Source organism: Actinomyces sp. HMT897 (genome assembly GCF_016626125.1).
In the GTDB taxonomy this organism is placed as follows: domain Bacteria; phylum Actinomycetota; class Actinomycetes; order Actinomycetales; family Actinomycetaceae; genus Actinomyces.
In genome coordinates, this window is the sequence record NZ_CP067336.1 from 1,036,403 (window position 1) to 1,060,293 (window position 23,891).

The 23,891-nt window shown below is 65.7% G+C and carries 18 protein-coding genes; 3 read left to right on the forward strand and 15 right to left on the reverse strand.

The window, feature by feature from the left end; genetic code table 11:
• Positions 1 to 8 precede the first annotated feature (8 nt).
• The 11 genes from rpsJ to JJJ15_RS04400 form a co-directional block, all read right to left on the reverse strand.
• Complete coding sequence (gene rpsJ, locus JJJ15_RS04350; protein WP_005987219.1) at positions 9 to 317, reverse strand: 30S ribosomal protein S10; 309 nt, start codon at positions 315 to 317, stop codon at positions 9 to 11.
• A 316-nt stretch (positions 318 to 633) separates the two neighbouring features.
• Positions 634 to 1,584: a class C sortase gene (locus JJJ15_RS04355; protein WP_200511551.1), complete on the reverse strand. Its 951-nt coding sequence runs from the start codon at positions 1,582 to 1,584 to the stop codon at positions 634 to 636.
• A gap of 99 nt (positions 1,585 to 1,683) precedes the next feature.
• Positions 1,684 to 3,294 carry a SpaH/EbpB family LPXTG-anchored major pilin gene (locus tag JJJ15_RS04360; RefSeq protein WP_200511552.1) on the reverse strand — a complete coding sequence of 537 codons (1,611 nt, stop codon included), beginning with the start codon at positions 3,292 to 3,294 and terminating at the stop codon, positions 1,684 to 1,686.
• A 69-nt stretch (positions 3,295 to 3,363) separates the two neighbouring features.
• A complete protein-coding gene (locus JJJ15_RS04365; RefSeq protein ID WP_106109629.1) occupies positions 3,364 to 6,357 on the reverse strand; it encodes a CshA/CshB family fibrillar adhesin-related protein in 2,994 nt (997 codons plus the stop codon).
• A gap of 608 nt (positions 6,358 to 6,965) precedes the next feature.
• Positions 6,966 to 8,156, reverse strand: coding sequence for an elongation factor Tu (gene tuf, locus JJJ15_RS04370; RefSeq protein WP_106109630.1), 1,191 nt, complete (start codon positions 8,154 to 8,156; stop codon positions 6,966 to 6,968).
• Between the two features lie 279 nt (positions 8,157 to 8,435).
• On the reverse strand, positions 8,436 to 10,571 hold the full coding sequence (gene fusA, locus JJJ15_RS04375) for an elongation factor G (protein WP_200511553.1): 2,136 nt from the start codon (positions 10,569 to 10,571) through the stop codon (positions 8,436 to 8,438).
• A gap of 86 nt (positions 10,572 to 10,657) precedes the next feature.
• Positions 10,658 to 11,128 carry a 30S ribosomal protein S7 gene (gene rpsG, locus JJJ15_RS04380; RefSeq protein WP_106109632.1) on the reverse strand — a complete coding sequence of 157 codons (471 nt, stop codon included), beginning with the start codon at positions 11,126 to 11,128 and terminating at the stop codon, positions 10,658 to 10,660.
• Positions 11,128 to 11,502 carry a 30S ribosomal protein S12 gene (rpsL, locus tag JJJ15_RS04385; RefSeq protein WP_106109633.1) on the reverse strand — a complete coding sequence of 125 codons (375 nt, stop codon included), beginning with the start codon at positions 11,500 to 11,502 and terminating at the stop codon, positions 11,128 to 11,130. The genes rpsG and rpsL overlap by 1 nt, the downstream gene beginning before the upstream one ends.
• Positions 11,503 to 12,109: 607 nt before the next feature.
• Positions 12,110 to 13,633, reverse strand: coding sequence for a hypothetical protein (locus tag JJJ15_RS04390; protein ID WP_200511554.1), 1,524 nt, complete (start codon positions 13,631 to 13,633; stop codon positions 12,110 to 12,112).
• A gap of 1,258 nt (positions 13,634 to 14,891) precedes the next feature.
• Positions 14,892 to 16,328, reverse strand: a complete 1,437-nt coding sequence (locus JJJ15_RS04395) for a hypothetical protein (RefSeq protein ID WP_200511555.1) — start codon at positions 16,326 to 16,328, stop codon at positions 14,892 to 14,894.
• A 1,463-nt stretch (positions 16,329 to 17,791) separates the two neighbouring features.
• A complete protein-coding gene (locus JJJ15_RS04400) occupies positions 17,792 to 18,889 on the reverse strand; it encodes a hypothetical protein (RefSeq protein WP_200511556.1) in 1,098 nt (365 codons plus the stop codon).
• Between the two features lie 724 nt (positions 18,890 to 19,613).
• On the opposite strand from JJJ15_RS04400, the gene JJJ15_RS04405 reads away from it, so the two are divergent.
• The 3 genes from JJJ15_RS04405 to JJJ15_RS04415 all read left to right on the forward strand — a co-directional run bounded on the left by JJJ15_RS04405 (position 19,614) and on the right by JJJ15_RS04415 (position 20,761).
• The gene (locus JJJ15_RS04405) at positions 19,614 to 20,000 is read left to right on the forward strand and encodes a hypothetical protein (protein ID WP_200511557.1); all 387 of its coding nucleotides are present in this window, start codon (positions 19,614 to 19,616) and stop codon (positions 19,998 to 20,000) included.
• A 76-nt stretch (positions 20,001 to 20,076) separates the two neighbouring features.
• Positions 20,077 to 20,364 carry a hypothetical protein gene (locus JJJ15_RS04410; protein WP_200511558.1) on the forward strand — a complete coding sequence of 96 codons (288 nt, stop codon included), beginning with the start codon at positions 20,077 to 20,079 and terminating at the stop codon, positions 20,362 to 20,364.
• An 82-nt stretch (positions 20,365 to 20,446) separates the two neighbouring features.
• Complete coding sequence (locus JJJ15_RS04415; RefSeq protein ID WP_200511559.1) at positions 20,447 to 20,761, forward strand: hypothetical protein; 315 nt, start codon at positions 20,447 to 20,449, stop codon at positions 20,759 to 20,761.
• A gap of 214 nt (positions 20,762 to 20,975) precedes the next feature.
• Here JJJ15_RS04415 and JJJ15_RS04420 read toward each other — a convergent pair whose 3' ends face one another.
• From JJJ15_RS04420 to JJJ15_RS04435, 4 genes are all read right to left on the reverse strand, one after another.
• Complete coding sequence (locus tag JJJ15_RS04420; RefSeq protein WP_200511560.1) at positions 20,976 to 21,269, reverse strand: WXG100 family type VII secretion target; 294 nt, start codon at positions 21,267 to 21,269, stop codon at positions 20,976 to 20,978.
• A gap of 126 nt (positions 21,270 to 21,395) precedes the next feature.
• Positions 21,396 to 21,854, reverse strand: coding sequence for a hypothetical protein (locus tag JJJ15_RS04425; protein WP_200511561.1), 459 nt, complete (start codon positions 21,852 to 21,854; stop codon positions 21,396 to 21,398).
• Between the two features lie 3 nt (positions 21,855 to 21,857).
• Positions 21,858 to 22,493 (reverse strand): hypothetical protein, encoded by a 636-nt coding sequence (locus JJJ15_RS04430; RefSeq protein WP_200511562.1) that lies wholly within the window; start codon positions 22,491 to 22,493, stop codon positions 21,858 to 21,860.
• 45 nt (positions 22,494 to 22,538) lie between these two features.
• The gene (locus JJJ15_RS04435; protein WP_200511563.1) at positions 22,539 to 23,870 is read right to left on the reverse strand and encodes a putative T7SS-secreted protein; all 1,332 of its coding nucleotides are present in this window, start codon (positions 23,868 to 23,870) and stop codon (positions 22,539 to 22,541) included.
• Positions 23,871 to 23,891: the final 21 nt, after the last annotated feature.

Genomic DNA, 23,891 nt, shown 5'->3' on the forward strand with positions numbered 1-23,891 from the left:
GGCAGTCCTCAGAGCTTGATCTCGATGTTGACGTCCGCCGGGAGGTCGAGACGCATGAGCGAGTCGACGGCCTTGGGCGTCGGGTCGATAATGTCGATCAGCCGCTTGTGTGTGCGCATCTCGAAGTGCTCACGGCTGTCCTTGTACTTGTGCGGCGACCGGATGACGCAGAACACGTTCTTCTCGGTCGGCAGCGGCACCGGGCCCACGACCGTCGCACCAGCGCGGGTCACGACATCGACGATCTTGCGCGCCGAAGAGTCAATGACCTCGTGGTCGTAGGACTTGAGCCGGATGCGGATCTTCTGTCCCGCCATGGCGCCAAACCTCTCTCGTACTTGCTTTGACTGGTCCACGCACTCGGGCGTGTCGCCGCGCGACAGCGTCGAGAACTCCACTGTGAAGAAGAATCGGGACCGGTCCTGGCACATGGAAGCCCACGGCAGTGGGTCCATCAGACTGGTTCCTGGGACGACCCCAGGAGGTGGCCGACCCTGGCCCCGTGACACCTGGTGCGCCCCGGTTCAGGCCGACCTGCACTAAGGTACCAGCCCCTCCACGCACCCAAAACCCCAGTGGGTGTGAGTCCTCCCACCAGCCCCCGCGCTCGGGCGTGTCGCGCCTCCCGGCCGCTCAGGAGCCGGGAGCGGACCTCCTGCGGTGGGCCCCGGCGCGGTGGGCCCCGGCGCGGCGGCCCGTCCGGCCCCGGGAGGGAGGGTAGCCGGCCCGCCAGAGGTACAGGCCGACCAGGAGGGTGCCGCCCCCCAGCCACACGGCCCACCACGGGAAGCGGGGGAGCTGGGAGACCCCTCCGGCGGCCTCCAGGTCCGCGACGGGGGTGGGCGTCACGCGCTCGGCGGTGACCAGGATGCGGTGGGTGTTAATGCCCAGAGGGGTGCAGGTCACCAGGGTGACCAGGTCGCGCCCGGGCTCGGCGCGCAGCGCCTCGGTCTCGTCGGGCTCCACGACCCGGCTCTCGGTGACCCGGTAGGTCAGGACCTCGCCGAAGACCTCCAGGGTCAGGGTGTCCCCGGTACGGACCCGGTCGAGGTCGGTGAACATGGTGGCCTCGGCCAGGCCCCGGTGGCCGGTGATGACCGAGCGCGTGCCCGCCCCGCCCACCGGCAGGCTGGTGCCCTGCAGGTGCCCGAGCCCGGCCAGGAGCACCGAGTCGGAGGTGCCGTGGTAGACGGGCAGGTCGAGGTCGATGCTGGGGATGCGCAGGCGGGCCATGAGCCCGGCGGGGTTGACGCTCAGGATGCTCTCGTAGTCCAGGGCCTGGTCCCCGGTGCCCGAGCCGGTGGGGACGTTGGTGTTGGCCTCCAGCACGGCGCCCACGGACAGGGCGTCGTTGTAGGCGTGGGCGGCGGCGAGCTGGGCCGCGGCCTCGGGCTGGGCCTGGTCCACCTGGGCGTGGTAGTCCGAGACGATCCGGGACTGGTTGTACTGGGAGACCCAGGCCGCCACGGCGGGGTAGGAGAAGACGAGCATCCCCGCCAGGGCCAGGACGGCGGGGAGCGCGGACAGGGCCGAGAGCCGCCAGCGCCGGGCGGGCTCGGCGCGGTGGCGCCTGGTGTGCGGCATCGGTTCTCTCCTGCTTCTACGGGGTGGGGACACGCCGGTGGCGGGGAGGCTGACCTCCCCGCCACCGGCGGACGTGGTCGGCGTCGGGCCGTCGCCCGCTCAGCCGTGCCGACGGCGGGAGCGGACCACCAGGGCCGTGCCCGCGCCCAGGAGCACCAGGGCGCTACCACCGAGCATCATGAGGACCTTGCCGGCGGCACCGGTCAGCGGCAGCCCCGGGACCCCCTGCTTGGTGTTGTTGACGGTGATGTCGGTGCCCACGGTCTGGCCGGCGTTGACCTTGACGGCGGTCAGGGCCTGGTCGCCGGTGGGCAGGACGAAGCCGGCGGGGGCCTGGACCTCCTCCAGGACGTAGCAGCGTGCGCTGTGGTCCAGGGACGTGGTCGGCTTGGGGTCGCCCACGTTGTACTTCTGGCCGACCTTGGAGTCCACGAACAGGCCCTCGATGTTCACCACGCCCGAGGCGTCGGACTCGAACTCGGTGACGTCGTTGACGGCAATGGGGTCACCGGTCTTGGTGGAGGCGTCGCAGGTGGCGGCGAAGGGGTCGGAGGAGGCGTAGACCTTGAACTTGGCGCCCGTAAGGCCGGTGTCGGCATTGTCCGCGTCGGCCTTGAGGACCTTGAGGTCACCCCAGCCGGTGACGACCTCGTTGGTGGGGACCTTCTTGCCGTCGTCGGGCTGGTCGGGCTCACCGGGCACCGTGCGGGTGTCCACGTTGAAGTAGCCGGTGTTGGGGATCTGGCCCGTGGCCGGGACCTGGTCCACGGTGGCGGTGAAGGTCACCGTGACGGTGGCGTTGGGCTGGCCCTTGAGCGCGGTCAGGCCCTCGGCGGTGAAGGACACCGTCGGGTTCTGCCCCTCGGTCGTCGTGTACTGGCTGGCGGGCACGTCCTGGGTGGCGCCGCCCGCGGTGATCGTCACGGACTTGACCTTGCCGTCCTTGAGCGCGCTGTCCAGCGGGTCGGAGATGACGAAGTAGGAGAAGTACTGCTCCTGGGGCGTGCTGGCCAGGCTGGGCACCTTAGCGCTCACCGGGAAGTCGACCTGGTCCCCGGTCTTGATACCCGCCTTGTTGAGGACGAAGTCCTTGGTCGGGGCCTGGACCACGGTGTTCTTGGGGTAGACGTTGACGTCGTAGAGCCAGGTCCCGTCGCCGTTAGCGGCCTCGGCGGCGGTGTTGGGGAAGGGGACCGTCACCAGGAAGGGGGCCGCCTTGCGGATGACGCTGGCGGGAGAGGTCGTCTCGCACACCAGGTAGGCGGCTACGGGCAGGTCGGCCAGGGTGGTGGAGCCGTCGGCACCGGTCATCCCGGCCGTCCCTGTGTCGAAGGTGGCGGCCAGGCCACCGGGCAGGGTCAGCTGGGGGCTGGCCCAGTCAGCGCCGCAGGCGTCCTCGGGGACCGTCAGGGTGTCCAGGCCGTTCCAGGAGGCCTGGGCGGTCAGGTCCAGGTTGGTGACCCGGTAGGCGGTGAAGGTGACGTCGGGCACGGGGGTGCCGGTGACGTTGGTCTTGCCGTCAGGCGTGCCCTCCGGGGTCTGGGAGCCGGTCTCGTGCTTGTGCACGGTCAGGGAGCCCTTGGCGGCGGGGTCGATATTGCCGAAGCTGGGCTCGGTGGCCTGGGCCACGGAGCCCAGGCCGATCAGGCCCAGGCTGATCGCCATGGCGGCGCCCAGGAGACTGTTGCGCCTGGAGTGGGTCCGTGTCATAAAGCAGTCCTTTCGTATGCGCGTCGAACGCGGAACGTGGTGGTAATTCATTGCCGGTGCTACTGGTGGTCAGTGTGTGTGAGAGCGGTACCTCCTGATAAGGCCGGCGGCCAGGGCCACGCAGAGGAGGACCCCTCCCGCCGCGAGGAACAGGTAGGCTCCGCGCCCTCCGGTCAGGGGGATAGAGGGGACCCCCGACTTGGTGTTGGTAAAGGGCGTGTCAAAGGAGTAGTCCAGCGCGTCGGCCCGGATGGCGAAGGTGTGCACGGTGGCATCGAGGCTGTACCCGGCGGGGGGCCGGGCCTCCACCAGCGTGTAGTCGCCGTCGCCCCAGGGCAGGTCGGTCACCTTCAGGAAGCCCGCACGCGGGTCGCTGTCCCGGTAGGTGCCCTGGGCGGAGGCCGGGCACCGGTCGGCGGAGTCGGCCACGCAGTCCTCGACCACGGCCTGCAGTCCGGTGCCGGACGGGCCGGTGAGGGTCCACGCCGAGCCCGTCAGGGGCGCGCCGCCCTCGTCCGCCTTCCCCCAGGTCACCGAGCCGGGCAGACGGGTGTTCCTCACGTTCCCGTCACGCACCACGTCCGTGGGGCTGCCGTCGTCGCCATAGGTGTCCTGGAGGCCCACCTCCAGCGACGTCCGCGTACCCGCGCCCGGGGCCCGGCACCCGGGGTGGGCGGACCAGTCCACGCCCTTGGGACCGGTGCCGGGGGCGGCCAGGTCGAGGCACAGGGTCTGCGTCAGGACCTGGTAGCCGGCGGGGGCCGCGGACTCGGTGACGGTGTACAGCCCCCAGCTCAGGCCGGTGAGCCTGAAGGCGCCCGGGGCCGGGTCGGTGTCCGCGAAGGTCCCGGTGGCGCAGGGGGCGCCGGTGCAGTCCGCCACGACGGTCCCACCGGGCACGCCCGGGCCGGTCAGGGTCCAGCTTGTACCGCCCAGCGGCGTCGTCCCGTCCTGGTCCACCTTGTGCCAGGTGAGCGTGGCTGGCTTGCTCGTGTTGACGACGCGGCAGGTCACCCGGTCCTGGTTGGCCACGGTCAGGGTGGTGCCGCTCACGGTGGAGCTGTAGGGGACGCCGGGGGCGTCGAGAGTGCCGGGGGTCTGCGCGCACTCCCACGCCCCGGCCTGGTAGCCGTCGGCCTCGGGTGAGGCGGAGGACTCCGACAGGGTGTAGCCGCCGGGGCGGACCACCGTGACCGGGGCGGCGCCGGACCCACGCACGAGGCCGGGCGGGGCGGTGGAGCCGTCGCTGGCCTGGAGCGACCACTGGCTGGCGTCCAAGGCGGGGACCTCGGCGGTGGCGTAGTGGGCCTCCACGGTCTTGACCAGCTCGATGGTGGGCACCCGCACGGCGACCTTGTAGTCCTCGACCTCCCCGCTCATGGTGACGCCCTGGGGGCGCAGGGGCTGGCCGTCGTCGCTAATGCGCACCCGCAGGTAGGTGTCCGGCTGGCTGCCGGTCTCCCCGTCCACGGAGCGCACGACGTCGTCGGGCACGGTCCAGTGCAGGGTGGCGCCGCCCGCGGAGCAGGGCTGCTCGTCGCTCTTCTCGGCGTCGTCGAAGACCTGGTTGTGGTTCCAGTCCACCCACCCGGCGACGACGCCCTGGCTCTGGCAGGTCACCGCCTGCTCGACCACGGCCCCGGGGGCGGTGCTGTAGCCGTCCGGGGGCGGGCTCACGCCGTCCTCGTCACTGACCACGGGGTCGGTCGGGCCGTTGACGTCGTCACCGTCGGCGCCCGTGGAGTAGAACTGGTAGCCCTCGGAGTCCAGCAGGGAGCCCAGGCGCGGCCCGGAGACGCTCATACGGGTGCGCTCAATGGCGCTGGAGTCGAACAGGTCCGCGCTGTTGGAGTGGGTGATCTGCCCGCCCTCCCAGGTGGGCTGGATGAGGGCGGAGGCGCTGCCGTAGCTGGCGGGGGCGTCACCGTAGTCGGTGGCGATGACCAGGCCCAGTGCGACGGCGGAGTAGCCGGAGCCCTGCATGGTAATGGTCGCCTTGGTGGCACCCTGCATGAAGACGGACACCGCGGGGCCGCCCAGGCCGTTGGGCCGCGAGTAGCTGCCGCCGTCCTGGTAGACGCACTCGCTGCCGGTGTTGTCCAGGCGCAGCGTCCGGTCGTTGTCGGACAGCGTGCCCACGGTGGTCACCTGGGTGCTCTTACCCGCCCGGGTGTCCTTGCAGTGCTCCGAGCGCATGCCGTCCAGGAGGCGCCAGGTGACGTCCTGGTCGGCGGGGACCGTCGCCTGGATCCACTCCCCCGCGTAGGGGTCCGTCACGCCCTTGGGCGCCGGGTTGGAGGCCTCGGCGTCGGCGAGGACGAGCCCGTGGAGCGCCACCGGGGTCTCGGTGCCGTCAGAGGCGACGATCTTGGCCGAGCAGGACATGTCGAAGCTAATGCGCGAGTACCCGCCGGTGGGGGTGCGGTCCGCGTTCGCGTCGTTCTTGTCCTTGCCGTCCCAGGTCTTGTCACCGTTGTAGGCGTAGCCGTTGGCCAGGCCGATCACCATCTGGTTGTTGTTGCGGTAGTCGGCGGGGTACCTCAGGCCCGTGTGCCACACCTTGCTGCCGTCGGACCAGTCGGCGGCGCCGCCGATGTTGTACAGGTTGTCCAGGACGTCGCCCGCCCAGGTCCCCGGGCGGGTGGCCACCAGGGGCCCCTTGGCCAGGTCGGCGGGGAAGTTGGAGGCGTGCCCCAGGTGCTGGAGGTCGGAGAGCGTGCAGGTGGTAAAGAGGTAGCCCGCGTCGCCCATGTCGCGGTAGTTGACGAAGACCTTGCTCTGGCCGTAGTCGAGGACCGGGACGTTGGGCCGGTCCCGCCCCTTGAAGTCCTTGTCGTAGCTGGCCCACTGGAGCCACTGGATCGTGTCCCGGTAGTGGCTCGTGCCGCCGGTTGCGAACACGGCGGGCAGGGCGTCGTCGGAGAGGCTGGCGGGCAGTGCGGCTGCGGGCGGGAGGGAGGGCGCCCCGGCACCCGCCAGGGTGAGGAGGACGGCAGCCAGAAGAGCACAGACGCCTGCGCCAGCCCTCCGTACGGAGGAGAAGCGCGGAACAGAGAGCATCATGGGACTCCGGTAAGAAAATAGGGGAAGAAAGAATACGTGGCGAGTCCGCCTAAGGCACGGGATGCCAGGCGGTCGCGATACCGGATACCACCCTAACCAGGGCCCCCCGCCCCGGCGCAAGCCAGAAGCGGTTTCTTTACGGAATTGCAACCAGGAGGGAGGTGAATTGTCTCGACGTGATTACAACGGGCACCGGGCCGTAACGACCCAGTTGCACGCCAGTAACGATAAAGGCGTGAATGAGAATAGCGTCATACAACGGGTCGGCACTGGGGCGGCTGCCGGGCTGGGGCGGCGCCGGGCCGGGCTGGGGCGGCCAGGCTAGTGGCAAGCCGCCACTCCCCCACGCCGCCCCGCCCCGCAGCCGCCAGGCCCGCCCAGTAACCGTCCACAGCCAGCAGGCCAGCCGACAGCTGTCCACCCCCCGCAGCCGCCCTACAAGCCCCGCCCACCGGCGCGCAAGGCCCCACGGGCCCATGACGGCCCGCCCCCGGCCCCGCGAAGGTGAGAAAAAAGGTCTGCCCCGGATCGTGGGTACGATCCGGGGCAGACCCTCGGGCTGAGCTGCTGCTCAGTCAGGTAGGCGGAGAGACCCGCCGGTCAGGACCTCACTTGAGGACCTTGGTGACGCGGCCGGAGCCAACGGTGCGGCCACCCTCACGGATGGCGAAGCCGAGGCCCTCCTCCATGGCGATGGGCTGGATGAGCTCGACGGTCATCTCGGTGGTGTCGCCGGGCATGACCATCTCGGTGCCCTCGGGCAGGGTGATGACGCCGGTGACGTCGGTGGTCCGGAAGTAGAACTGCGGACGGTAGTTGGAGTAGAAGGGGTTGTGGCGGCCGCCCTCGTCCTTGGTCAGGATGTAGACGTGGCCCTCGAACTGGGTGTGCGGGGTGATGGAGCCGGGCTTGCAGACGACCTGCCCGCGCTCGACGTCCTCACGCTTGGTGCCGCGCAGGAGCAGACCGCAGTTCTCGCCGGCCCACGCCTCGTCCATGGACTTGTGGAACATCTCGATACCGGTGACCGTGGTCTTCTGGGGCTCACGGATACCCAGGATCTCGACCTCGGAGTTGATCGGGAGCTTGCCGCGCTCCACACGGCCGGTGACGACGGTGCCGCGACCGGTAATGGTGAAGACGTCCTCAATGGGCATGAGGAAGGGCTTGTCCATGTCACGGACCGGGGTCGGGATGTACTCGTCGACCGCGTCCATGAGCTCCTTGATCTTGCCGGCCCACTCGGCGTCGCCCTCCAGGGCCTTGAGAGCGGAGACACGGATCACAGGGGCGTTGTCGCCGTCGTAGTCCTGGCTGGAGAGCAGCTCACGGACCTCCATCTCGACCAGGTCGAGGAGCTCCTCGTCGTCCACGGCGTCGGCCTTGTTGAGGGCCACCAGCAGGGCGGGCACGCCGACCTGGCGGGCGAGCAGCACGTGCTCGCGGGTCTGGGCCATGGGGCCGTCGGTGGCGGCCACCACGAGGATGGCACCGTCCATCTGGGCCGCGCCGGTGATCATGTTCTTGATGTAGTCGGCGTGACCGGGGGCGTCCACGTGCGCGTAGTGGCGCTTGGCCGTCTGGTACTCGACGTGCGCGATGTTGATGGTGATGCCGCGCTGGCGCTCCTCGGGAGCCTTGTCGATCTCGTCGAAGGGAGTGAAGGGGTTGAGGTCCGGGTACTCGTCGTGCAGGACCTTGGAGATCGCGGCGGTCAGCGTCGTCTTGCCGTGGTCGACGTGACCGATCGTTCCGATGTTGACGTGCGGCTTGGTCCGCTCGAACTTGGCCTTGGCCACTGGTGTCCTCCTGGGACTCGGGTAGTGCTCTTCGTCGGGTCTCGACCAGCCTATGCTATCGCTGGTCTCCGCGCGGAGCACACACTAATGGATTGTCGGGAATCTTACTGGACATGGCACCCACTGGCCTAACCCAGTGGGGTGGTGCGACGGCCGGAGCCGTACTGGTGGCCAGCCGTCGCGTGAGGGGCGAGGTGCCCGGGCACCGCCCCGGAGGCGCGGGCGGGCCGGATGCGGGGCCCGCTGTGGGCCAGGCCGGACCGCCCGCGGCCGGGCGCCTCAGAGGCCCTTGGCCTTGGCGATGATCTCCTCGGCCACGTTCCTGGGCACCTCGGCGTAGGAGTCGAAGCTCATGGAGTACACGGCGCGGCCCTGGGTCTTGGAGCGCAGGTCACCGACGTAGCCGAACATCTCGCTCAGCGGGACGGCGGCCTTGACGACCTTGACGCCCACGGCGTCCTCCATGGACTGGATCATGCCACGGCGGGCGTTGAGGTCGCCGATGACGTCACCCATGTACTCCTCGGGGGTACGCACCTCCACGGCCATGACGGGCTCCAGGAGCACCGGGGAGGCCCTCCTGGCACCCTCCTTGAAGGCCATGGACCCGGCGATCTTGAAGGCCATCTCGGAAGAGTCGACCTCGTGGTAGCCGCCGTCGACGAGGGTGGCCTTGACGTCCACCACGGGGTAGCCCGCCAGGACGCCGGTGAGCATGGCGTCCCGCACGCCGGCGTCGACGCTGGGGATGTACTCGCGGGGCACGCGGCCGCCGGTGACGGCGTTGACGAACTCGTAGTGCTCCTTCTCCTCGCCCTCGGCGGCCTCCTCGGCGACCAGGGGCTCGAAGGACATGAGCACCTTGGCGAACTGGCCGGACCCACCGGTCTGCTTCTTGTGGGTGTACTCGACCTTGTCGACCTTCTTGCGGATGGTCTCGCGGTAGGCGACCATCGGGTTGCCCACGTTGGCCTCGACCTTGAACTCACGGCGCATACGGTCCACGAGGATGTCCAGGTGGAGCTCGCCCATCCCGCCGATGACGGTCTGGCCGGTCTCGCTGTCGAGCTCGACGGTGAAGGTCGGGTCCTCCTCGGAGAGCTTCTGGATGGCCGTGCCCAGCTTCTCCTGGTCGCCCTTGGTCTTGGGCTCGATGGCGACGTGGATGACCGGGTCGGGGAAGGTCATGGACTCCAGGACGATCGGGGCGCCCTGGGCGCACAGGGTGTCACCGGTGGTGACGTCCTTGAGGCCGATGAAGGCGTAGATGTGCCCGGCGTGGGCCACGTCCACCGGGTTCTCCTTGTTGGAGTGCATCTGGAAGAGCTTGCCGATGCGCTCCTTCTTGCCCTTGGTGGCGTTGAGGACCATCTCGCCCTGGGAGACCTTGCCCGAGTAGATGCGCACGTAGGTGAGCTTGCCGTAGAAGGGGTGGGCCGCGATCTTGAAGGCCAGGGCGGAGAAGGGCTCGTCCTCGCTGGGACGGCGCACCAGGACCTCGTCCTCGTGACCGGGCTTGTGGCCCTCGGTGGCCGGCACGTCCAGCGGGCTGGGCAGGTAGTCCAGGACGGCGTCGAGCATGGGCTGGACGCCCTTGTTCTTGAAGGCGGAGCCGGCCAGGACCGGGAAGGCCTTGCCGGCGATGGTCAGCATGCGGATGCCGGCCTTGAGCTCGGCGACGGTCAGCTCCTCGCCCTCCAGGTACTTCTCGGTGAGCTCGTCGTCGGCCTCGGCGACCGTCTCGACCAGCTGGGCGCGCAGCTCCTCGGCCTTGGCCACCAAGTCGGCGGGGATCTCCTCGTACTCCACCACCGAGCCGCGGGTGTCCTTGCCGTCGGCGTCCTTCTCGGGGAAGCGCACGGCACGCATCTCCAGCAGGTCCACGACGCCGGAGAACTCGCTCTCGGAGCCGATGGGGAAGTTCAGGACGATCGGGGTGGCGTGGAGCCGGTCACGGATCGTCTGGACGGAGAACTCGAAGTTGGCGCCCAGCTTGTCCATCTTGTTAATGAAGCAGATGCGCGGGACGTTGTACTTGTCGGCCTGGCGCCACACGGTCTCGGACTGGGGCTCCACACCCTCCTTGCCGTCGAAGACCGCGACGGCGCCGTCGAGCACGCGCAGGCTCCGCTCGACCTCCACCGTGAAGTCCACGTGGCCGGGGGTGTCGATAATGTTGATCTGGTTGTCGTTCCAGAAGCAGGTGGTGGCGGCGGAGGTGATGGTGATCCCGCGCTCGGCCTCCTGCTCCATCCAGTCCATCGTGGAGGCGCCGTCGTGGGTCTCACCGATCTTGTAGTTGATGCCGGTGTAGAACAGGATGCGCTCGGTGACGGTGGTCTTGCCGGCATCGATGTGGGCCATAATGCCGATATTGCGGACCTTGGTGAGGTCGGTCAGCACGTCGAGTGCCACTAGAGGTGTCCTTCTTTCGGAGTGTGAGCAGAGGTGTCGGCCGGGTCCCGCGGGGACGGTCCCCGACCGACGTGCCTACCGGGGGATTACCAGCGGTAGTGGGCGAAGGCCTTGTTGGACTCGGCCATGCGGTGCATGTCCTCACGGCGCTTGACCGCGGCACCCAGGCCGTTGGAGGCGTCGAGGATCTCGTTCATGAGGCGCTCGGTCATGGTGTTCTCGCGGCGCTTGCGGGAGAAGTCCACCAGCCAGCGCAGGGCCAGGGTGGTGGCGCGGCCGGGGCGGACCTCGACGGGCACCTGGTAGGTGGCCCCGCCCACGCGGCGGGAGCGGACCTCCAGGGCGGGGCGGATATTGTCCAGGGCGCGCTTGAGCACGGAGACCGGGTCCTGGTCCGTCTTGGCGCGCACCCCCTCCAGGGCGCCGTAGACAATGCGCTCGGCGGTGGACTTCTTGCCGTCCAGCAGGACGCGGTTGACGAGCTGGGTGACGACCGGGGAGCCGTAGACAGGGTCGACGGCGAGCGGGCGCCTGGGTGCGGGACCCTTACGAGGCATTACTTCTTCTCCTTCTTGGCGCCGTACTTCGAGCGGGCCTGCTGGCGGCCCTTGACGCCCTGGGTGTCCAGGGCACCGCGCACGATGTGGTAGCGGACACCGGGAAGGTCCTTCACACGGCCACCACGCACGAGCACGATGGAGTGCTCCTGGAGGTTGTGGCCCTCACCGGGGATGTAGGCGGTGACCTCAATGCCGCTGGACAGGCGGACACGGGCGACCTTACGCAGGGCGGAGTTGGGCTTCTTGGGGGTGGTGGTGTACACGCGGGTGCACACGCCGCGTCGCTGCGGGCTGCCCTTGAGCGCGGGCGTCTTGGACGACGTGCGCTTCGTCGAGCGGCCCTTGCGGACCAGCTGCTGAATGGTTGGCACTGAGACTCTCCATCTTGACGTGCATCGAGAACTGTCGCTGCTCTCACGCTGACCCCACCCCCGGGGCGCACGGCACCGCGGTGAGGGCCGGCCCGCCTGCGTCGGCCGGGGGCGCGACTGATGACGTCCGGAGCCCCGCGGATGGGGCCCGTCGGTTCCCGCTGCGGCAGACCCGCATCACGAGGGGGTCGCGTGAGGCCCGGCCTCGCTGGGAACGGAGAAGTGGCGGCCCGCGCTCGGGCACCGCAGGCCAGGGTACGTGCTCGACGCCGTCGCCCGCCATCCCAGGGCGGCCACGGTTTCAGTGGTCCTCACCACTGGAACGGTTTCAGTGGTCCTCGCTGCTGGAGGCGTCCCGGCGCACCGGCCGCCCTGCACCCGGGCGGACCTACCCACCATGTGCCGCACCCCTGACGGTCCCACGGGCCGCCCTGCACCCGGGCGGCCCCGGGCGCGCTGGCCGCCCGCCCGGGGCCGCACCCAACCCGTGAGAACGGTACTTGTTGGCCGTGAGAACGGTACTTGTTCGTCACGAGAACGGGCTTGCCAGGCCTCGCGCACCTGGCCGGCGGCGCGATCGGGACGAGCCTCGCTCCCCCGCACGCTCTCAGGAGCTGCCCCCACTCGGCCGCCGGGGCTGCACAGCGGGGATGTAGTCGTTGTCGCCCATGATGGAGACATCCACCACCATGAGGTCCTTTCGAACTGGAACGAGGGACACAGCAGCGACCCAGAGGTTGTAGGTCATCGTCTGCTTTCCCGTCCCGAGGTCGTAGGCGATGATCGTCATGTAGTCGTTCACCCCTTTCCAGGAGCCGAGCAGCGTCCTACCGTCGGACAATAGGTAGAAACTGTCGAGGACTGGCACGCCCCCCTTGGTGGGGCCGTCAAGATGCTTGCCATCAAGATACACATCCGGGAGAGTCTCCATACACATCGAGCCCTCCGTATCGCAGCTGAAGTCAAGGACGTGTATCTTGCCTCCCGGGCCGACGAGATTCACATCCCACTCACCCTGGCTCATCTGGGGCAGTGCCTGGTGAATATCGTCAGCGGATACCTCCGCCTGAACACTGAACAGCCAGCGGCCCGTCTCAGACCACAGCTCCTTGCCCCGGCTGTCGAAAGCGCTCATGGTACCACCGGTGAGATCGGAGTCGTAGAACGTCGACACGACGACACCTCCACCGGAGAGCGGCCCGATATTGAATTTGTCACCATAGGTCAGCATGGTCCCAGTCGTCGCGCTGAGCAGCGCCGCAGCGGGAGAGTCCTTGACCGCGCCATCGCGTGGAATCACCACATTATTGTCGAACTTCAGCCCCGCCAGCGCCATCACGACAGGAGCCTTGGAAGAGCAATTAACAATACCAAGATACGTGTCATTACTTCCGTCAGCATTCCACAGCCGTGTACCATCGGCAGAGTACCCCTCGATATCGTCGGCATTCTCAGAATCCGTCGGGGGCGAGAAGATGCCGACATCACCGGCAACACAGTGCAGCTGCATATTCGCTGTCCAAGCAAGGGGCGTGACGTCGCCGCTGGTCCCATCAACTAGTTTGTAGGACGCGACCGACATACGGTCCGCTGTCGGAACCGCGCACATGACGTTGTTTCCCCAGAACACAGCCTGGATCTGGATACCACAGTCCCCGGACCAGATCTCCCGCGGCTCAGCTCCGGAGATGTTATAGAGGTGGTGCTTGTCATAGTCGTGGGCCAGCAACATGGAACCGTCATCGGAGACCTTATCGAACTGGATGTTCTTGCTCTCAATCTGCCATGTCACGCTTGCCGCCTCCCGGTAGTCGGCGCTCAGGTCGCTCGGCATGAAGCGGTGCGACCCGGAGTCGCCGTCGGCCCCGTGCGAGCCATCCTGCTCACTGGCGACCGGGCTGATTCCCAGCCAGCCCTGCGTGAAGGCCAGGGCGGTGACCGCGGCCAGACTGACGACCAGTGCCGCGATGGTCGGTACGATCCACCGCCGCGAGGCGCGGGACCGCCTGCTGTTGGCGGGCCCGGTTCCTGGCCCTGCCGCAGGGCCGCCGACGCCGGGTGCGGGCGGAGGCGGAGGAGGAGGAGGGGGCATCGCAGGCTCGTGAGGTGTTAAAGAAGAGGAGCTAGTCATGAGCTGACCGTAGATCGTGCGGAGCCCTACCGTCTGCCTGTCACAGGGGCAAGTTCTGGTACATCTTCAGGCCCCTGAGTACGAGTGCACCGACCCCGCGCTCCCGCCCGGCGTGCAAGCTGACCGTGACCGTGCCCCTGACGAGGTGCTAGGGAGCGGCCGTAGCCCAAGGCGCAGCTGCCGATGGCGGAGTCGTTCGATGGCGGTCTTGATCTTCTCGTCACCCAGGTCGGCCCGCGAGGATGACCACGGTGCCCTACTTATTCGTCGTGAGAACGGTACTTGTTGGCCGTGAGAACGGTACTTATAACGTGGACAGGGCAAGGACCTGGTTGCGGGAGTCAGGCCGTCAGGTTCAGCCTCCCTGTCGGGGTGTCCGCCAGCTGCGTAGGAGTCGGCCCCTCATCGGCTGGTCCCCGTGCCGCTACGTGGGGGTGTCTGCTGGTGGTGCGGGGGCCGGGACCAGGGCCGGAGGTGGCCGGGGAGGCCGTGGTGGCTGCCAGTGGTGTGTTCATCGGGGGCCTGGGTGGCGGTGTTGCACATTCATCCCGGGGTGCTGGTCGGGGTGGTGGCGTCATTCCAACGTTTTCCCGCCCCGGGAGGCGGAGGTGAGCAGGATGAATGTGCAACGCGGGCGCCGTTGCACATTCATCCTGGTTCCCAGGCCCAGGCCGTCAAGCAGATCCGCATGATCCCGCCGTTTACTGATCGCGGTTTGTAAAAAGAATGTGCAACTCCGCCAGTTGAGCCGGTTGACGGCCTGCCCGTAACCGTCAGCAGGCCCGGCTGGCGCCAGCCGCCCGAGACCGCCAGCTGGCCCGCCACCAGACCGCCAGCTGGCCTGCCACCGGGCCGCTAGCCACCACACCCAGACACGCGACACGACCAGAACAACCCCACAATCAGGTTCTGCTCCGTTAGCGCCACGCCTGCCAGGCCCCAGCTCCCGGTCGCGCCCGGCACCGGGCCGACAAGGGCGGCTGCAGGCGCCTCTGTCTCCTACCGCACCTGGCCGCGGTCCCGGCAGTCACCCACACGGCGTGGGTCCCACACACCTCCTGAGTCAGGCCTGGCAATGCCCATTGTGCGGACCATCACACCAACTCACGCCCTGCACCTCCTGCGGTGGGCCGGTGGGCCGGTGAGCCTGGCCCTACCGTCCGAGTCACGGTCACGAGGCCCGTACCCTGTACCTCCTGCGCCGGGCCCAGCACCTCAGCTGGGCCCGACTGCAATCCGTACCAGCTTGCCGCATCGCTTACTGCGACTCCCCCCGGAGGATCTCCATGAGCTCCCCGCGCCAGGGGACGTTGATCCCCAGGTCCTCGACCTGGCCAATGAGGGCATCGACGTCATCCGGGTTGACCGTCCCCGCCATCTGGCGCGCCTCGGCGAGGGTGTTCTCCTTGAGCACGGGCCACCCGTAGTGGACACCTGCGGCACAGGCCCCCAGGGGCAGGAAGAAGGCGCCCAGCATGAACGTGAGGGCCGCCGTCTTGGGCTTGGCGCGGGCCACAGCGACGAAGCTCACGATTACCGTGAAGAAGGCGAGGACGGCGCCACCTATGACCGCACCTCCTGCCGTCCAGATGGTTTTGTCAACGGTGCCCTGGACGAGGTCGAGGATGTGGAGGGAGGTGAGGAAGGTGTAGGTCCCCCAGCCCAGGAGCCCGATCGTGACGACCAGCATGAGGGTCCCCAGCGGTAGGGCGGCGGTGTGCCGTCTGGCCGGGGGCGGGGGCAGGACGGGTCGGGGGCTCTCGACGGGCCCTCCCCACGGGGCGGGCTGGGGCTCGGCTTGAGGGCGGGCAGCTGGCTGGTAGGCCTCCTGGGGTCGGGGCGTCGGCTGGGGGGCTCGCCAGCTTGGAGACTGGGACGCAGGCTGTGCCGCCTGGGACCACCTGCCCGCCGAGGACTGCGTACCCGTCTGGGGCCGGGGCACTGCTGGTGGCAGAGGCGACTCGACGGGCTCTCCCCACCGGGCGGGTGGGGGTGCCGCCTGGGAGCGGGGCCGGGATGCTGGCGGGGGCGCCGCCTGGGACCACGTACCCGCTGGGGACCGCGCCCCCGCCTGGGCCCGGTGGTCGGGCATGATCGGGGTCCGCACCGGTCCGCCGCCCGCAGGCGCGCCCCGGCTCGGGAAGACGGTGGTCGGGTCGGGGGTGGACATGACTGTGGTGCGGTCGCCTGAGGAGGGGAAGCCCTCGTCGTAGTCGCCTGCGGGCAGGGCGGTGGTTGGTGAGGTGCCTGCGGGGAAGGCGGTGGTGGGGTCCGGCGAGGGGTAGGCCTGCGTGGCCGGACCAGGGGCGGGCACGACCGTGGTGCGGTCCCCCGAGGAGGGGAAGCCCTCGTCGTAGTCGCCTGCGGGCAGGGCGGTGGTTGGTGAGGCGCCTGCGGGGAAGGCGGTGGTGGGGTCCGGCGAGGGGTAGGCCTGCGTGGCCGGACCAGGGGCGGGTACGACCGTGGTGCGGTCCCCCGAGGAGGGGAAGCCTTCGTCGTAGTCGTCCTGCCACTCCTCCCTCCACTCCTCCAGCTCCTCGGCCGGGATGGAGGTCGTCGGCTCGTTTGAGCCGGGAAGGTCACCAGAGGAGGTGGCGTGCCGGTGCGGCCTCGCGCCCGCGGGCGGGGTGCCCTGGGCGCCCTGGCTGAGGGACTGCGTGGGTTGTGATCCTGGATCGCGGGAAGGCAGGCGCACGGCGATTAGCTCCTCATGTGGCGACGGCCTGTCAGCCTGTGCAGGCTCCAGGCCGTCTACTGGTCCTCGGTCCCCAAAGCCTACGCGCCCGAGCAGGCCGGGAGAAGACACGCCGCCCCGCCCGGGGCCCGGCCATGGCGCTGGTGCGGCCAGGAGACGCCCCGCCCTGGGGCCGGATCAGGCTCTATACACGGTCCCGGTGAGGCCAGGTACCTGGTTTTGTCGCAATCTGAGGATCAGAGCCGGACCCACCCCGTTCCCAGCTTTGTACACCTAATGTCCACGCAGCTCAGAGGCCTGAGCTCTGATGAGGTCGGGAGTGCCCGCCGCTCTGATCCTCAGATTGCGACACGTGCGCAGAACACGGCCAGCAGACAGGCGGCAGGGTACTCAGGGCATCGCATAAACCATTAAGGTTCGCGTCCACGAGACAACTCGCCACCCAAACAGAATCTATTCACAACCTGACGAGGGCAGTACCCGGCCACAATCTGAGACCACAGGGCAGGGCAGCGCGCTTCATCTGCCAGCAGCCAGACGCGCACAAGAGGGGTTGGGCGAGACTCGCGGCCTCGCCCAACCCACGTCATGAAAACCCTGAACCTGCCTCGTCTCAACTACCGAGCGCAAGGGCTGGTCGCCAGCGTGCGGACTGCACCCGATAGCGGAGGGCGGTACGACGAGCCCAGGTCTTCAGTCAGTTATCCCTGCAGGTCAGAGCATATCCGACTAGCAGGGCGGTAGTCACCCCTGCTTGACGTTGCAATGGGGGCACCTGTAGTTCTGGGCATTGAACGTGACGTAGAAGACGCCACTGCGGTTCCCGCATACTCGATGGATGTTGACGTTCCCGTGGGGCGAGGCGTCTGCGACATAGGTGAACATGAGATCTCTTTACTGAGAATGAGTCCCGATACATTTTGGTCTTAGTCGGCATTGGGAATCTCGGCTCTTGCCGACCCACTCGCGCTATCACGCTCCTATAGGCGAACGTTGATCTCAGAAGGACAAGAAGTTGTACTGATTGACGCTTGACACCAACACCGTTCAGAGCAAGTCCTGTTCGTAGCCAGGGGCCTCTGGAGCGACGCGGAATCCCGACGGATAAGGCAAAATGGAACCTACGCGCAAGCATCAGGCCGCTGGCGGCAGCATCCCTGACCGATGAGATGAGACACCAGATCTGGTCAGCCACGGCCCGCGGCCGCGCCAATGCGCCTCAGTAGCTGCCAACTTCAACCTCACGTGGCCGCGCCCACGGCCACGCCGACCTGTACAGGCCAGCACCGCTGGTTACCCAGGCGGGTGTCCGCGCACAGGACCAAGGTCTCTGTTCACTTTGCGGACGACGCCGGTCCGTAGAGCCAGTGAGCAGATCCCCAAGCCCATTCAGAGCCGCGCGACCTGTCAGGCCGATCTGTCAACGTACCCGACGACATACCCACCGCAGGTGAATGACACTCTCAGTACCCACTCGACATAATGAGCACAAAGACCAGGACGTAGCACGCGATCCACGCGGCCATGCCAATGAGCCAGCCCTTGAGGAAGGCGTGGTTGTACTGATTGGTCACAGCACCGAGCCTGGCCGCCATGGAGTTCGCCATTGACATGGGAATGAGTCCGAACAGACCGAAGAAGAAGCTTATCCAGAACGTCGGTGCGGTGGACGGCAACAGGGCGGCAACCTGCGGGCTCACCGGCGCCCCCACAACGGGAGCAGGCTGCCCACCCGCGTACTGCCCGGCGTACTGCCCGGCCACAGGGACGGCGACAAACGCAACCTGGTGCGACACAGGCTGCCGGACTCTCGGCTCCCACCTCCCAGCGAACCATTCCGCGCCCGAACGCCTCAACGGCATGAGCGCCAGAGCAAGGAAAATGACGATACCAGCGACTGTTATCATCACAAAACCCCACACGTCTGCAAAACCAGCCAATATCGCGCAATAAAAATTCGCCATAAAAACAGGGAACACTGCTCCGATCGTAGTCATTAGCATAAGTACGCGACTTCGCTTCCGCAGCCCTGCCAGCACCGACAGGATCGACGCGACAACCATAATAATGAGAAGAAGCAGACCAATAAAATAATTAATAGTTGGCACACCTTCCAGACAGTTATAATGAACCGGTGTAAGCCATTCGATATAATTGACACAGAGATCCTCTCGATTCGGAAAAATCGCGATCTGGACGAACGTTCTAATTATCTGCCTCAACGCATACACCCCGAACGCCTCAGCGACAGCCAGACTGCAGGATACGGATACCGGCCTTCCATTAAACATCCTAGCACCAGCGAAGCAGGTAATAATGCCAATAGGACAACACAAGATCGTAAACAACAAACTAACAGGATCCACAACAACCTGTCCCACACTCACCATCATAAACAATGACGACAACGCTACTGCCAGAACGATGGAGGTCGGCCGACGTCTCACAAGGATAGCGAATCCAATGACGAAGAGAAGAATAGGCGTAGGATCATAGAAATCATATCCATAACTTTGCCAGTAAAAAACAACTGTGAGCGCAACCTCGATAATGAGCGCCACAATCGTTAGGACAATGGAAGCAATCTCAAGGCCTGACCTCTTCACGCGGTGTGCTGGGGACGGCGGTTGGCCAGCTGCCGCCCCCTGAAATACATACGGGACAGGAGCCATCGGGACGGGAACCTGCGAGGTGAGAGTCGGAGGCAGCCCAGGCTCAGGCGGAGGAGCAGGAAACCCACCAGGAGGGGGAGGGAAAGAAGAGGTCATGCATCTATCCTACAGCCGGGTCCAGCATGGTCTGTACGAGCACGGCACTACCACTTCCTGCCCTCCTCTCCTGTTGCACGCCGAGTCCACATGATGCTATAGGAGCCAGCAGCACCACAGCCACCCAGACGCTACCTTCACCACCTCAGCCGCCAACTCTCCCCCGGGAACTGGTGCGGCAACCTTCTACTGCATGCCGGAAGACACGGAGTGCCTCCAGGCCACCTGGGCACACAGGCCGCACCGGAACGTCAAACCTCCTTTAACACATAAGAAGACCTGATGCGGTTGCAGGACAGGAACTTGTCACGGAATCTTTCTGCCCCACCTCAACGGGACATAGGTCCCGGAAATGCTCGTCTTAGCTGCGGATATACCCGAGGAGCACCTGCCCGGACAGGGCGGTAAAGCTCAGTTCCTGTCATACCGCCAGAAGCCGCGCCCACAGCAGGCAGGCACCTCTACACTAGTGGCGTCCCACCCAATCACAGTCTCCTGCCAAGATTTTGGAGCCGTAATGACTAACATCCTGACACCTCGTCGTGCAGTCCTCACCCTGCCCCTGGTCGTGGCCGCAGCAGCCAGCCTGGCATCCTGCGGATCCTCCGACAAGTCCGGCAAGTCCGACGTCTTCGACATCACCGGCACCTGGAAGGTCAGCTCCGGGTCCTACGGAATCGTCAGCAAGGGCGACGTCGTGTCGTTCAACGGGTCGAAGACCGCGCTGTTCAGCCCGTCGGACACCTACGCCTTCTACCAGGAGAGCGGCACCTACCACCTGGACCTGACCGGCTTGCTGGGATCCGGGAACAAGTTCACCGTGGAGGTAGTCAACAACGACACGATCAAGCTGTACCTCAGCAAGAGCTCCGAACCAAAGCTGAGCCTGTCCCGGGTGAGCTGAAGCCAACGGTGCGAGGCCTTGACAGGCCCTCTGGACAGGCACTCCCTATCATCCTCTCAACGTAAGAAAGGACCTCATGAAAACGCCAACCAAGATTCTGACGGCATCAGTGATCGCCGCTCTGTGCCTGCCTCTGAGTGGTTGTGCCAGCGCAGGCGACACCACCTGCTCGGAGTTTAAGAAGCTGGACCGCGAGGAGAAGAACGACCTCTTGGAGTCACTTCTGAGGCAGCACGATCTCAGCACCTCCTCAATGAGCAACGTCCTGGGCGTCAGCGCGGCCGTTGAGAGCTACTGCTCAAGGTCCTCACATGCCGCTGACCCCGTTGACAAAGCCGTGAACTGGGAATCCTCGACGTGGTGAGCGCTAAGATCACAGGTAGCAGTCCGGGCACCCACTCAACCTGCTTCCTATTATCCACACATATCTTCTGTAAGGAGTCAAGATGACAACGTTCCTCTCCGTCCTTATTTTTGTCAGCGTGTTCACCCTGATCTGGAACTGGGACAGCATCAAGTCGCGCCGGGGAGCCACTGGGGCGACGGCCCGGGGGATCTCTGCCGTCGGACACGGGATCCGCTTCCTGTACATCAAGGGACTGGGTATCCTGTGTACCTGCGGCGGGATCATGCTCCTCGTGAACAGCTTCCAGCCCACGTTCTTTGATTGGAAGCTCTTCTTCACCGGGCTGCTCGGAGGGGTCTACGGCATCTACCTGCTGGCCCCTGGCGAGAGCAAGTGGGTGTGGATTCCCTTCTAGAACCTCACCACCGGTGACATAGCACGTGCGGGCGGGTGCCCCGAGGACTCCCTCAGGGCACCCGCCCGCATGGTGCAAGTCAGCTGACCCTGCCACGAACAAGCTTCTTCCCGGCACCCATTGCGGGTGCCGGGAAGAAGCTTTGCACAGACCTCCAGGCCAGGAGGCGCCTGTCACTGCCACAGACCCGGGAGCCTGGTGGCCAGGACAGGAGTCAGCGCAGCTGAGCGGCCAGAGACTTGTCCGTATCCTCCAGGGTGCGGACGACCTGGTCCAGGTTCTGGGAGATCGTGGTCAGCGCGTCAATCGTCTTGGTAGCGCTGGTAGTGAACTCCTGGTAGGAGGTCTGGAATGCGCCCGAGGCCGAGTCCGTCACGAACCCGGAGGACACCAGGTTGTCTACCTGCATGCGGGCACGCTGCAGCTCCTGGGTAATCTGGTCGCGCGTGTTGCGCAGCGCCTGGGCCTGCTGACGCATCTCCTCGTACGAAGCGCTGATGTTAGCCATAGTGGCATCCTTTCGTGTGGCGAGGTTGTTCCTCGAGTTATCTTTGGTCAGAGTCTGCCCCAGAATCCACCCACTTGTCAATGGGGATCGCCTCATCGACGCCACAGGAGGTACTGGTAAGCAGAATCAGGAGACCCCGTCTTCGACCGTAATCGAGTCCAGGAGCTCCTCGATGGGATCAATAAGTGCAGGCAACAAGTTTGGGCTCAGGCCGAGCCAGGTACGGGCGACTACATCGACATCCCCCATGCGCACGGCATGGCAGCAGAAGTACACGGCTGGGGACTGAGGAGCAGCCGGATCCGAGGGAAAAGATCCTAGTGAACGATGCGCAGTAAGTCCACTGGCGAGCTGGACGGTATCGGGCTCATGCGGGCCACGCTCATTTTTCCCTACGGTAATAAGAGCAGGGAGGGTCTCAGCCTCTTCCCCCTGAGCCTCAAAGACAAGCAGATCCACGGTTACCACCGGCCCGTTCTCCCCTAGAATGCCGAGAGTCGCCGTAGGAGTCGGACCATCATCGTTCTCCGCCTCAACGGGGAGATCTACCCAGAGGTCCCCCAGATCCATCGTCAGCTGCTTCATCGGTCACACCAGCCTCATCGTCTCGATGATGGAGTCGCATACACCGATAATGGCATTCATGAGCTCACGGCTCTCTGCGTCATCCCTGCTGGTGACGGCGCCGACGACAATCCTCCAGTTCTCGGCGCTATCTGGGTCCCCTAGCAGGTACTGGATATTGACGCGACGGACGCCAGTACGCGGCGGTACGTAAGAAATGTCTAGATCGTACTCTTCCTGAGCCGCAGCAACGTCCTGAGCTATCCCAGTGCTTACGTCGTCAACCGTCGTGGTACGCAGTGCGACCAGGCCGTTGGCCTCCAAGACCACCGCGTCTGGCGTAGACGAGGCGACAGCAAGGAGCCTGTCCATGGGATCCGTCCTATCCTCGGTCTCCAATGGCAGGATCATGAGGAAAGTACCCGTTCGGACACCTCCCACAGGGTCAGCCTCCATGAGAAGGAACTCCGCCCCGGCCTCGGCAGCACTGCGCAGCTGAGCCAGTACCTGACCTTCCACGGCGGCACGGATTCGCGCCGCCGAGTCATTGGTGGTAGGGCCTGCAGTCAGGCGCTTAGCTACCTCTCGTGCCTGGGCAGGCAGATCCCCGCCCATGTCAACAGCAGCCCAAAAGTTAGGTACAATGAAGTTAATTGACATTGTTAAGTCCTTCCGGACAGTCAAGGTCAAGCATGTCAGGCCACATCACCGACCCCTCGTTCCAGCAATTCGCTCACCCACCCCTGTGACATATTTGGCCCCAATGTTCAACGGGTCGATTACCCCCCGCCGGAACTCCTTTTTGAACTCATCTTTAGCGTCGTTGAAGCCCCCCTTGGTGATGTCGGTAACTGGCTTCAGATATGGTTTGGCGAGCGCCCCCACGCCCTTCGTGTAGACACGCTTCTGAGCTTCAAGCAACGCCGACTTCCCAAGCTTGTCGATTCCGAAACGCTTGCCGTAAGCATTAAAATCTCTGACAAACTGCGACTTTGCGGCGCTCTTCACTCCCTCGCCTGCGGGATCCTTCAGCCACTTAAAGGATTTTACGGTCTTACTAACTACATCCTTCGCCTTGCCCAGAAGACCCTTCTTAGCAGCCCCTCCAACCTTCTCTGCCGCCTCAACAGCCCCCTTGAGGCCCTTGCCAGCACCAACAGCCTGTTTGGCAGCCTTAGCCACCTTAAAGGCCTTGCCAGCAGCGACAACCTCCGCAGCGGCCCCAATGACGTCCTTCGCTGTTTCAAACAGGAAACTGCCTACGTCCATTTTCCCGTCGGCACATTTGTCTGCGTTGCTAATAATATTGCAAGCAGCTGTGGCAACAGCCAAGCCAGCACCGATGGCCAGCATGGCTGGAGCAGCCACAGGGAATACTGCGCAGACCACTAGCGAGACAACCGCGAACACGGTACTGATCTTCTCCAGGATCGGCTTGAACGCCTCGGCCACCTTGGCCAGTTGATGGAGTGCGTCCTTGCACTTATCCCAGAAAGAGTCCTTGAGCTCGCTGCTGGCATTGGCGTCCTTGAGGATGACAATAGCTCTCTCAGCAGCCTCGTCGCGTGAACGCTCAGCAGCTTCAAGCATACGGATGGCTGCCTGCTGGTCATTATTTGCTCCAGCCAGCCTGCCCTTAACAGCCTTCAGCTCCTCATTGAGGTGCTTAAGGCGCCTTGGGTCCTTGACGCACATTGCTTCCATGGCAATCTGACTGATGCGAGAAGCACAAGCTTTTTTCCGCTTAGCTGCCGGCTTAGCCCTTTCCAAGGCAACAAGCGACCGCCTTTGCGCGTCTTCAAGCGCCGGATGATAGACCTCAAGGGCCTCAGCGGCCTTCTCACAACGACCCTGCGCCTTCTTGACCTCCGTAGCAATCTCGCGGGCACGCTCCTGTATCTTCTTAACCGCCTCGCCTTTAGACTGGTAGGAAAGCCTGTTGAGAGAAGCGTGAGCACGCTCAATATCTTGAGCAGCCTGACGGTAGCGTCGCGCGGCTGCGCTGACCGCGGAGGGATCACCCGGGATCGGGTCCACGCTTCGCAAGAGTGGCATCCA

Excerpts from the sequence above, each read along its gene's own strand:
- JJJ15_RS04430 (WP_200511562.1), bottom strand. The coding sequence starts at position 22,493 with ATGTCAATTAACTTCATTGTACCTAACTTTTGGGCTGCTGTTGACATG.
- JJJ15_RS04410 (WP_200511558.1), top strand. The coding sequence starts at position 20,077 with ATGAAAACGCCAACCAAGATTCTGACGGCATCAGTGATCGCCGCTCTG.
- JJJ15_RS04355 (WP_200511551.1), bottom strand. The coding sequence starts at position 1,584 with ATGCCGCACACCAGGCGCCACCGCGCCGAGCCCGCCCGGCGCTGGCGG.
- rpsG (WP_106109632.1), bottom strand. The coding sequence starts at position 11,128 with ATGCCTCGTAAGGGTCCCGCACCCAGGCGCCCGCTCGCCGTCGACCCT.
- JJJ15_RS04365 (WP_106109629.1), bottom strand. The coding sequence starts at position 6,357 with ATGATGCTCTCTGTTCCGCGCTTCTCCTCCGTACGGAGGGCTGGCGCA.
- JJJ15_RS04360 (WP_200511552.1), bottom strand. The coding sequence starts at position 3,294 with ATGACACGGACCCACTCCAGGCGCAACAGTCTCCTGGGCGCCGCCATG.
- JJJ15_RS04420 (WP_200511560.1), bottom strand. The coding sequence starts at position 21,269 with ATGGCTAACATCAGCGCTTCGTACGAGGAGATGCGTCAGCAGGCCCAG.
- rpsJ (WP_005987219.1), bottom strand. The coding sequence starts at position 317 with ATGGCGGGACAGAAGATCCGCATCCGGCTCAAGTCCTACGACCACGAG.
- JJJ15_RS04390 (WP_200511554.1), bottom strand. The coding sequence starts at position 13,633 with ATGACTAGCTCCTCTTCTTTAACACCTCACGAGCCTGCGATGCCCCCT.
- JJJ15_RS04405 (WP_200511557.1), top strand. The coding sequence starts at position 19,614 with ATGACTAACATCCTGACACCTCGTCGTGCAGTCCTCACCCTGCCCCTG.
- JJJ15_RS04415 (WP_200511559.1), top strand. The coding sequence starts at position 20,447 with ATGACAACGTTCCTCTCCGTCCTTATTTTTGTCAGCGTGTTCACCCTG.
- JJJ15_RS04425 (WP_200511561.1), bottom strand. The coding sequence starts at position 21,854 with ATGAAGCAGCTGACGATGGATCTGGGGGACCTCTGGGTAGATCTCCCC.